The organism is Hydrogenophaga sp. (assembly GCF_028698005.1).
Lineage (GTDB): Bacteria > Pseudomonadota > Gammaproteobacteria > Burkholderiales > Burkholderiaceae_C > Hydrogenophaga.
In genome coordinates this window covers 1-6,939 of the sequence record NZ_JAQVEJ010000156.1, presented here as the reverse complement: position 1 = coordinate 6,939, position 6,939 = coordinate 1, and the positions used below count along the sequence as shown (strand labels likewise).

Genomic DNA, 6,939 nt, shown 5'->3' with positions numbered 1-6,939 from the left:
TGGCATGCGCCTTACCAGCAGGGTCTTGCTGCTCAATACCTGCACGCGAAGTTTCTGGTCGGCGTAGGCCTGGCGGACGACGTTCAGCGCCGACTGCAGGTTGTTGTCCTTGGCACCCGACAGCGCGCTCACCAGCGTCAGATCGGTCGGGTACTGCCAGTCGAGCTTGCCGCCATACTCCGTGGCCCAGCGCTCCAGCATACCGCGCAGCGTTGCATCCGTGGGCAGCATCTGGAAGCGCCACAGCGCCTGCTCTTCCTTGAGCGGAATCTGCATCGCCGTATCCGCCAGTACGTTCACCGGCTTCCAGTCATCGCCGAACTCGGGCAGCCTGGATGGCTGCGTCTGGCAGGCCTGCAAGGCGAGCATCGCGATCAGCGTCCCCGTCTGGCGAACTGCTCGCCAGCGCTCATTTTTCGTCGTCATGCGTGCGTCCATTCTTGCGGGTGCCTTCGTTGGTGATCTCAGACCAGGGGCATACGCGCGTGCGCCATTCCGCTCCCCCGGACCTGTGCGACATCGTGCAGCCGCGCCGCTTCGGCCAGATGCGCTTCCGCACCCTGGCGCATCGCCGCTTCGATGGGCATTTCGCTCAGGTATATCCCGCCGCCATGCAGCACCGCGATCTGCCGCTCATCACGGCTGAGCAGAAACCGATCCGGCGCCCCCAGGCTCGCATGCCGTGCGCAATGCCTCACCGCCGCCGCACACACCTGCGCCACCTGTGCATCGGTCAAACCCCGGGCCCGCAGGGGATCGGCCAGTTCGCGCTCTGCCAGCGCGAGTTGAGCCTGCTGCCGCACGCCCAGCGTCGGGGTCGGGGTCGGGGCATGCAGCGCCACCTGCCTGCGGTGCAGCACCCGCCCCTGGGCATCCTGCTCGATGAAGGTCGCCCCCTGACGGCGGCGTTCGTTGAGTTCGATCCGGGTGCGCTGGCCATCAGGCCCATAGTGCTCAATCTCGACGTCCCCGGTAAACGGGTTGCAGGCCAGGTATTGCCGGCTGCCGTCGGCCCGCTCCATCAGGAAGCGGTTCCACGGACTCACATCGTCGGCCGCGCCGATCTGGCCGGCCTTGGTCACCGGCGAGGTGCTCAACATCGCAAAGCGCCTGCGCGCCTCCACCGGCATCTGCGAAAAATCGTACTGCCCCTCGGGCACCACGTAGCGCCCATCGGCGCCCATGCCCATGCCCTGCTGCGCATCCACCACCGCGTCCAGCGTATGGTCCTTGCTCATCAGTGCCGCCACCGGCAGCGTGCCTACCTTGCTGATCAGCAGCGCGGTCTTGAGCAGATCGGGCACCGCCGAGCCCGGCAGCATCGTGGCCGGCTGGCCCGTGCGCTCGCTCAGGTAGGCGTTGCGCATCACGCCGTGGTAGGCGTAGGTGGCGATGTCGTTGGGCGTGCGCACGTCGTGCACCTGCCGGCCCGAGGCCCGGTAGTTTTCCAGCGCCGCCTCGAAGCCGCCCACGCCCTTGAAATAATCGCCCCGGATCGTGTCACGGGCAATCGGCAGGCTGTTGTAGACGTAGGCATCGATGCCGTTCCTCAACGCGAAGCTCTGCGCCATGCCGCCGCCCAGGCTGTGGCCGGTGGCGGCGAACTGGAAGCCCTGGTAACGCTCGTCGTTCTTCAGGGCTTCGTAGGCGGCCTGGGCCTGGCCTTGTATTTTGGCGAACGAACTGGCCCCCGCGTTGGCCAGATCGGACCACCAGTTTTCCCATGCATCGGAGCCCTTGAAGTCGAAGGTGATCTGCTTGGTTTCCCGGTTGATCGAGACTTGGAACTGATTTTCCAGCTTGCCATCGGCATTGTGCTGGGTGTTCCAGCCCTGGCTGACCAGTTTGCCATGCTCATCGAACTGAGCGGTAAGCCACTCGGCGGGCAAGTGGTCACCCGGCACACCCGGCTCCCATGGCTTAGGATAAGGAATGACCTTCTCGGCTTTCTCCACATCCTCGTGCGGATAAGCCCAGTAGGCCAGCGCCAGCCCCACCCGCATGTCCAGCGGGTTCAGGCTTTGTGGCGATAGCGTTTGTGCAGGGTTCGTATCCATGGGCTACCCCTTCCTGCCCAGATCAACGTCCAGAAACTCGCGCTGCGGCATCAGGCATTGGCGGTGAATCCCTTCCCACAGCTTCTGCCGCTCGACATCCTTGAGCAACGTACGTGTCCCGTCCGCGTTGCGGCGGTAATAGCCATCCCTGAAGTGCGGCCACACCTTGTAGGCAATCGTGTAGTAATCCACCTTCGGCCGCCCCTCGTCGATCACCAGACGCCGTGCGTAGCATTGCTGTTGCAGCAAAGGCAACAGTTTGGCCAACCCTGACTCCCAGCCCTCAAGGCTTTCTCTAGGGCTTTGCCCGTAATCCAACCTCCCCGGCATCGGCTTCCCCATCGCCTCCTGCAACGCCAACAGAATCCGCGCGTCCATCGATCCCTTCGCCGCCGCGCGCTCGAACAGGGCCGTGATCGCCTTCGGGTCTTTCACGTCTTCGATCCAGCCATCGGAATTACCCAGCGCGTAGTAATAGTCGCCCTGCGGATCGCCTTTGGCCTGAAGTTCGCCGATGTACTGGCGCAGCCGCTTGATGCCCTTGTTCAGCGTTCGGTCGTTGCCCATGCCTTCGATCTTCGTTGCCACGTAGGCCGGCGCCATGCAGCCGCTCAGCATGGCCGCTGTCGCCAGCGCCAGCATGCCGCGCACCAGATAGGACGAAATTCGTGTGTGCATATGCTTCATTGGCCACAGTCCATGTAGTCGTTCACCGACGCTTCCCAGGCTGCTTGCGCGTCCGGCAGGGCCTTCACAGCAGCTTCTGGCGTTGAGGACGTCAACGCCCGCATGCCATGACCGACCATGTAGGTGGGCTGATAACTCGGTGGGGGCTGTTTTTTCAGCGTCCCGCAAAACACCTCGCGTGCCGCCGCATCATCCAGTTGCGTCCGCATGTGCCCGAGGAAACGCGACGACACCTCGTCACCCAGCTCTTTCTGGAAGATCAACCCCAGGAAGTTCGCCACCTGATGCGCCGTTTCATCGGTCACACGGCGCCTGTCGAACCGTCCTTCACTGCCCGCTGCGCCATAGAGAAAAACCGCTTCATCCAGCTTGTTCTGCTGGATGCACTGTGTCGCGCTCAGATACAGCTCAATGGGCGAATACCGTGTGACCAGTTGGTGTTGGCCCAGGCACTGCGTGGTGGGGTCCGCCGCCGATGCATCCAGCGCCGCGGTTGCCGGTTTCGGCCCCGCCACGGAGCAGCCTGCGAGCGCCGCCATCAACGCCAGCGCCAGCAGCGTGCCCATCCATTCCGCCAGTACGTTCACCGGCTTCCAGTCATCGCCGAACTCGGGCAGCCTGGATGGCTGCGTCTGGCAGGCCTGCAAGGCGAGCATCGCGATCAGCGTCCCCGTCTGGCGAACTGCTCGCCAGCGCTCATTTTTCGTCGTCATGCGTGCGTCCATTCTTGCGGGTGCCTTCGTTGGTGATCTCAGACCAGGGGCATACGCGCGTGCGCCATTCCGCTCCCCCGGACCTGTGCGACATCGTGCAGCCGCGCCGCTTCGGCCAGATGCGCTTCCGCACCCTGGCGCATCGCCGCTTCGATGGGCATTTCGCTCAGGTATATCCCGCCGCCATGCAGCACCGCGATCTGCCGCTCATCACGGCTGAGCAGAAACCGATCCGGCGCCCCCAGGCTCGCATGCCGTGCGCAATGCCTCACCGCCGCCGCACACACCTGCGCCACCTGTGCATCGGTCAAACCCCGGGCCCGCAGGGGATCGGCCAGTTCGCGCTCTGCCAGCGCGAGTTGAGCCTGCTGCCGCACGCCCAGCGTCGGGGTCGGGGTCGGGGCATGCAGCGCCACCTGCCTGCGGTGCAGCACCCGCCCCTGGGCATCCTGCTCGATGAAGGTCGCCCCCTGACGGCGGCGTTCGTTGAGTTCGATCCGGGTGCGCTGGCCATCAGGCCCATAGTGCTCAATCTCGACGTCCCCGGTAAACGGGTTGCAGGCCAGGTATTGCCGGCTGCCGTCGGCCCGCTCCATCAGGAAGCGGTTCCACGGACTCACATCGTCGGCCGCGCCGATCTGGCCGGCCTTGGTCACCGGCGAGGTGCTCAACATCGCAAAGCGCCTGCGCGCCTCCACCGGCATCTGCGAAAAATCGTACTGCCCCTCGGGCACCACGTAGCGCCCATCGGCGCCCATGCCCATGCCCTGCTGCGCATCCACCACCGCGTCCAGCGTATGGTCCTTGCTCATCAGTGCCGCCACCGGCAGCGTGCCTACCTTGCTGATCAGCAGCGCGGTCTTGAGCAGATCGGGCACCGCCGAGCCCGGCAGCATCGTGGCCGGCTGGCCCGTGCGCTCGCTCAGGTAGGCGTTGCGCATCACGCCGTGGTAGGCGTAGGTGGCGATGTCGTTGGGCGTGCGCACGTCGTGCACCTGCCGGCCCGAGGCCCGGTAGTTTTCCAGCGCCGCCTCGAAGCCGCCCACGCCCTTGAAATAATCGCCCCGGATCGTGTCACGGGCAATCGGCAGGCTGTTGTAGACGTAGGCATCGATGCCGTTCCTCAACGCGAAGCTCTGCGCCATGCCGCCGCCCAGGCTGTGGCCGGTGGCGGCGAACTGGAAGCCCTGGTAACGCTCGTCGTTCTTCAGGGCTTCGTAGGCGGCCTGGGCCTGGCCTTGTATTTTGGCGAACGAACTGGCCCCCGCGTTGGCCAGATCGGACCACCAGTTTTCCCATGCATCGGAGCCCTTGAAGTCGAAGGTGATCTGCTTGGTTTCCCGGTTGATCGAGACTTGGAACTGATTTTCCAGCTTGCCATCGGCATTGTGCTGGGTGTTCCAGCCCTGGCTGACCAGTTTGCCATGCTCATCGAACTGAGCGGTAAGCCACTCGGCGGGCAAGTGGTCACCCGGCACACCCGGCTCCCATGGCTTAGGATAAGGAATGACCTTCTCGGCTTTCTCCACATCCTCGTGCGGATAAGCCCAGTAGGCCAGCGCCAGCCCCACCCGCATGTCCAGCGGGTTCAGGCTTTGTGGCGATAGCGTTTGTGCAGGGTTCGTATCCATGGGCTACCCCTTCCTGCCCAGATCAACGTCCAGAAACTCGCGCTGCGGCATCAGGCATTGGCGGTGAATCCCTTCCCACAGCTTCTGCCGCTCGACATCCTTGAGCAACGTACGTGTCCCGTCCGCGTTGCGGCGGTAATAGCCATCCCTGAAGTGCGGCCACACCTTGTAGGCAATCGTGTAGTAATCCACCTTCGGCCGCCCCTCGTCGATCACCAGACGCCGTGCGTAGCATTGCTGTTGCAGCAAAGGCAACAGTTTGGCCAACCCTGACTCCCAGCCCTCAAGGCTTTCTCTAGGGCTTTGCCCGTAATCCAACCTCCCCGGCATCGGCTTCCCCATCGCCTCCTGCAACGCCAACAGAATCCGCGCGTCCATCGATCCCTTCGCCGCCGCGCGCTCGAACAGGGCCGTGATCGCCTTCGGGTCTTTCACGTCTTCGATCCAGCCATCGGAATTACCCAGCGCGTAGTAATAGTCGCCCTGCGGATCGCCTTTGGCCTGAAGTTCGCCGATGTACTGGCGCAGCCGCTTGATGCCCTTGTTCAGCGTTCGGTCGTTGCCCATGCCTTCGATCTTCGTTGCCACGTAGGCCGGCGCCATGCAGCCGCTCAGCATGGCCGCTGTCGCCAGCGCCAGCATGCCGCGCACCAGATAGGACGAAATTCGTGTGTGCATATGCTTCATTGGCCACAGTCCATGTAGTCGTTCACCGACGCTTCCCAGGCTGCTTGCGCGTCCGGCAGGGCCTTCACAGCAGCTTCTGGCGTTGAGGACGTCAACGCCCGCATGCCATGACCGACCATGTAGGTGGGCTGATAACTCGGTGGGGGCTGTTTTTTCAGCGTCCCGCAAAACACCTCGCGTGCCGCCGCATCATCCAGTTGCGTCCGCATGTGCCCGAGGAAACGCGACGACACCTCGTCACCCAGCTCTTTCTGGAAGATCAACCCCAGGAAGTTCGCCACCTGATGCGCCGTTTCATCGGTCACACGGCGCCTGTCGAACCGTCCTTCACTGCCCGCTGCGCCATAGAGAAAAACCGCTTCATCCAGCTTGTTCTGCTGGATGCACTGTGTCGCGCTCAGATACAGCTCAATGGGCGAATACCGTGTGACCAGTTGGTGTTGGCCCAGGCACTGCGTGGTGGGGTCCGCCGCCGATGCATCCAGCGCCGCGGTTGCCGGTTTCGGCCCCGCCACGGAGCAGCCTGCGAGCGCCGCCATCAACGCCAGCGGCACGCCTATGGCTTTCAGTTGTTTTCCAAACATCCAGTTTCTCCCTCTTCTCGTCAAGTGGCTCGCGAGACTCATACGAGATAGCTCCGCCCCTGCTGCCCCTGCTGCTGCTTGTTGGCTTCACCGGTAAATCGGCCTGCCGGCACCTGCACAGGCTCGGCCCCTGGGTTGCGGCCGGTCTGCTGCGAACCCGCCGGCGGCGTGTGGTGCACCGATGCATCGCTGCCATCACTGGCGCTGGGTGACGCGCTGCCGCCGCCGGCCCCCGACACCCGCAGATTGCCTCCGCGTCCAAGATTTCCGTCACCCGCAAGCGCCGCATCCGTGGTGGCTGTCTGGTACACGCCGTCGGGGCCGGGCCGCAATTCTCCAACCCGCTCCAACTCCCGCTCGCGGCTCTGGGCCATAGCCAACCCCGATGACGAGTTGCCGCCTTCGATCGACTGCGGGGCCAGGCCCCTCTGGCCTGCGGGCGCGGCCTGCCCAGCCTCCGCCCCGCCCTCACCGCCACCGAAGACGCTCTTCATCTGCTGCATGTACTGGCTGGACATCAAGCTACCGCCCGCTGTGAACTGCCCCGAGCCTTGCTGGGTCAGGTATTGCGGGTTCTGCT

General features: G+C 64.2%; 8 protein-coding genes. All 8 read right to left on the bottom strand.

The window, feature by feature from the left end:
- The coding region (locus tag PHQ87_RS13215; protein WP_300235173.1) for a TcpQ domain-containing protein at positions 1 to 426 on the bottom strand (426 nt) is incomplete at its 3' end.
- 38 nt (positions 427 to 464) lie between these two features.
- Positions 465 to 2,057 (bottom strand): hypothetical protein, encoded by a 1,593-nt coding sequence (locus PHQ87_RS13210; RefSeq protein WP_300235167.1) that lies wholly within the window; start codon positions 2,055 to 2,057, stop codon positions 465 to 467.
- 3 nt (positions 2,058 to 2,060) lie between these two features.
- On the bottom strand, positions 2,061 to 2,735 hold the full coding sequence (locus PHQ87_RS13205) for a hypothetical protein (RefSeq protein WP_300235163.1): 675 nt from the start codon (positions 2,733 to 2,735) through the stop codon (positions 2,061 to 2,063).
- Positions 2,736 to 2,740: 5 nt separating this feature from the next.
- Positions 2,741 to 3,457, bottom strand: coding sequence for a hypothetical protein (locus PHQ87_RS13200; RefSeq protein WP_300235170.1), 717 nt, complete (start codon positions 3,455 to 3,457; stop codon positions 2,741 to 2,743).
- A gap of 38 nt (positions 3,458 to 3,495) precedes the next feature.
- The gene (locus PHQ87_RS13195) at positions 3,496 to 5,088 is read right to left on the bottom strand and encodes a hypothetical protein (RefSeq protein ID WP_300235167.1); all 1,593 of its coding nucleotides are present in this window, start codon (positions 5,086 to 5,088) and stop codon (positions 3,496 to 3,498) included.
- A 3-nt stretch (positions 5,089 to 5,091) separates the two neighbouring features.
- The gene (locus PHQ87_RS13190) at positions 5,092 to 5,766 is read right to left on the bottom strand and encodes a hypothetical protein (protein ID WP_300235163.1); all 675 of its coding nucleotides are present in this window, start codon (positions 5,764 to 5,766) and stop codon (positions 5,092 to 5,094) included.
- 5 nt (positions 5,767 to 5,771) lie between these two features.
- A complete protein-coding gene (locus PHQ87_RS13185) occupies positions 5,772 to 6,359 on the bottom strand; it encodes a hypothetical protein (RefSeq protein WP_300235160.1) in 588 nt (195 codons plus the stop codon).
- A gap of 38 nt (positions 6,360 to 6,397) precedes the next feature.
- Positions 6,398 to 6,939: hypothetical protein (locus PHQ87_RS13180; protein ID WP_300235157.1), on the bottom strand; the 542-nt coding region annotated here is incomplete at its 5' end.

Coding starts and splice junctions, on each gene's coding strand:
- PHQ87_RS13200 (WP_300235170.1), bottom strand. CDS start 3,457: ATGACGACGAAAAATGAGCGCTGGCGAGCAGTTCGCCAGACGGGGACG.
- PHQ87_RS13185 (WP_300235160.1), bottom strand. CDS start 6,359: ATGTTTGGAAAACAACTGAAAGCCATAGGCGTGCCGCTGGCGTTGATG.
- PHQ87_RS13195 (WP_300235167.1), bottom strand. CDS start 5,088: ATGGATACGAACCCTGCACAAACGCTATCGCCACAAAGCCTGAACCCG.
- PHQ87_RS13210 (WP_300235167.1), bottom strand. CDS start 2,057: ATGGATACGAACCCTGCACAAACGCTATCGCCACAAAGCCTGAACCCG.
- PHQ87_RS13190 (WP_300235163.1), bottom strand. CDS start 5,766: ATGCACACACGAATTTCGTCCTATCTGGTGCGCGGCATGCTGGCGCTG.
- PHQ87_RS13205 (WP_300235163.1), bottom strand. CDS start 2,735: ATGCACACACGAATTTCGTCCTATCTGGTGCGCGGCATGCTGGCGCTG.